General features: G+C 74.4%; 3 protein-coding genes, 1 tRNA gene and 1 pseudogene. All 5 read right to left on the minus strand.

The window, feature by feature from the left end:
• On the minus strand, window positions 1-384 hold a 384-nt coding region (locus VGD85_RS09790), incomplete at its 3' end, for a hypothetical protein (RefSeq protein ID WP_331063267.1).
• A complete protein-coding gene (locus VGD85_RS09795; RefSeq protein WP_331063268.1) occupies window positions 381-1,298 on the minus strand; it encodes an acetoacetate decarboxylase family protein in 918 nt (305 codons plus the stop codon). The genes VGD85_RS09795 and VGD85_RS09790, both read right to left, overlap by 4 nt.
• A gap of 349 nt (window positions 1,299-1,647) precedes the next feature.
• Window positions 1,648-1,720 (minus strand) — tRNA-Ala (locus VGD85_RS09800).
• A 77-nt stretch (window positions 1,721-1,797) separates the two neighbouring features.
• Window positions 1,798-2,265: an SRPBCC family protein gene (locus VGD85_RS09805; RefSeq protein WP_331063269.1), complete on the minus strand. Its 468-nt coding sequence runs from the start codon at window positions 2,263-2,265 to the stop codon at window positions 1,798-1,800.
• A 32-nt stretch (window positions 2,266-2,297) separates the two neighbouring features.
• Window positions 2,298-2,500, minus strand: a pseudogene (locus tag VGD85_RS09810) (hypothetical protein); the annotation flags it as partial.

Raw genomic sequence — 2,500 nt, forward strand, 5'->3', positions numbered from 1 at the left:
GGTGACCGGTGTCGCGCCGCCGAGCAGGCGCACTCCGATGCCCTGGGCGTGCACGGCCGCGGCGAGGCCGGCGCAGGTGCGCCCGATCCGGCGCAGCGCCGCCACGGAGAGCGCCGCGCCCGTCCCGTCGGCGTGACCGCCCCAGACGCCCCAGTGCCCGGTGTCCGGGTCGACGTCGGCGAGCAGCCCGATCGCCGCGGCGTCGGCGAGCAGCCCCTCGATCGCCGCGAGGTCGCCGTCGGGCGACTCCTCGCCGAACAGCCGGCGCCCGGCCGCGACCGCATAGGACTCGACGGTCTCCAACAGGAGGTCGACGTCCGCCTCGACGCCCGCCTCGACGCCCGCCTCGACGCCCGGGTCGACGCCGGCGCCCACGGGGCTCACGCCTCGTCCCCGACCGGGACCAGACGCGGCGTCCCCGAGGTCACGGTGCGCACGGCCGCGTCGTCGTAGCGGATCGTGTGTCGGCCGGTCTCGGCGTCGCTGCCGAGGTGTCCGGTGTAGGCGCGGTCGACCGGGCCGAGGTCCTCGCCCACGGGGAGGATCGCGCTGTGGCTGAGGTAGGTCCGGGTCAGCAGCGGCCTGTTCCCGACGCCGAGCGCGGCGATCTCGCGGCCCACCGGGTGTGCACCGAGCAGCAGCTCGCCGTTCGACGGGCCGATCGCGGTGGCGACGTGCCCCCGCATCTCGATGCGGGTGCGGACCAGCCGGTCGCCGTGCGCGGTGAAGCTGGTCAGCGGGGCGGTCTCCAGGGCGACGTGACCGCGGCGGCGCACCTCGAGGCTGAGGATCTCCTGGCCACCCTCGGCCATCTCGACGCGCTGGGACTCCGGTCGCAGGTCGAAGTCCATGTCCGCGACGAACTTGGGGTAGCCCCAGACCTGGCGCCCGGCCTCGCGGGCGATCCGCGTGGTCACCGGCAGGTGCGCGACGAACGCGCTCAGCCCGCGCAGGTAGCCGGTCGCGAGCGGCAGCACCGGCGGCGCCTGCCGGTCGAGTGTGCACAGCGGGCTGACCGCGATCTCGCCGTACGGCCCGACGCCGGTCTCGAGGTAGTTGAAGACCGCGATCGCCACGACGGCCCGGGCACCGGTGAGCCGCACCGGGTGCAGGCGGCTGGAGGGGAGCAGGTCGGTGACCGCGTCCAGGTCGGCGGCGAACAGGGCCAGGAAGCAGTCGGTGCGCCAGTACCGGATCGGCAGCTCGATCCGCGCGACCCCCAGGTCGACCGCCGGGTCCACCGGTCCCGACCAGTCGAGGAACGCCCGTCGTGCTCCGTGCCGCGTCACCCGTGCCATCTCGATCCTCCTCCGGCCGGTCCCCGGGCGGGACGGCGCCGTGGTCCCACAATGTGGCAGCCGCCACATGGCCGGGACAGGTGGAAACCGGTCGAAGAGTTACTCGATCCGGCAACGCCCGGCATGCCGAGTCGGCGCATCGTGCGCGCGCGAGGGTTCCGAGTCGGCGCAAGGTGCACGCGCGCGAGGCCCGCTGGGGTCACCCGCCGCCGGCGGCGATCGCCGAGTCGGCGCTTCGGCCCCTCCTCCGCTGCGCTCCCCCGGAGCAGAACCGCCGACTCGGCTCGGTCCACACGCTCGAAGGGCCGGTTCCCGGCGCTGTGCGCTGGGAACCGGCCCTTCTCTCGTGTGGAGCTGAGGGGATTCGAACCCCTGACCTTCTCATTGCGAACGAGACGCGCTACCAACTGCGCCACAGCCCCAGTGCGTCGTACGACGACGCGGTGGGAAACGTTAGCACCCGCCCCAGCGGTGCACCGAATCGGCTCCGCGCGCCCGTTCAGGGCACCAGGAGCCACTCGATCTGCTGCATGGCCCGTCGGGCGTAGCCCTGCCACATCCGGGCGAACACCGGCATCACGAGACGCCCCGGGACGCCGCGCGGGTGGACCGTCCAGGCCCAGGAGATCCGCACGCCGGTGCCGGCGGGGTCGAAGCGCCAGGCGCCCTCGACCTCGGTGACGAGCGGCTTCATCGGACCGGTCGGGTCGGTGATCCGGTAGCCGAAGGCCCGGGGCCGGTCGACCGAGGTCAGCGTCTCGCGCAGCGTGCCGCCGTCGGCGAGCACGATCGTGCGGGTCTGGCCGACGGTCCCCCACGGACCCTGCTGGTCACGGACCTCGCGGATCGCCGGGATCGCGGCGTACCGCCGAGTGAACAGCTCCGGCAGCGGCGTGGGCAGGAGGACGTCGAAGGCGCGCTCGACGTCGACGGGGAACGTGCGGGAGTGCTCGAGCGAGAGAGCCATGCACCCAGGGTAGGAGCCGAGCGCAGCCGCTCTCAGGAGCCGACGGCGCGGTGGTCGTCGCCGTCCTTGCGGGCCTGGCGCGCAGCGCGGTCGGCCTCGTCGGCCTCCCGGGCGAGCCGCGCGTCGGCGTCGGTGCGGCCCGAGGTCCACACGCCGGTGGCGTCGAGGTCGATCGTGCGCACGGTGCGCCGGGTCGCGGCGGGCTTGCCGACGTACGTCGGGAGCGTGACCGGCA

Source organism: Nocardioides sp., from assembly GCF_036401255.1.
In the GTDB taxonomy this organism is placed as follows: Bacteria; Actinomycetota; Actinomycetes; order Propionibacteriales; family Nocardioidaceae; genus Nocardioides.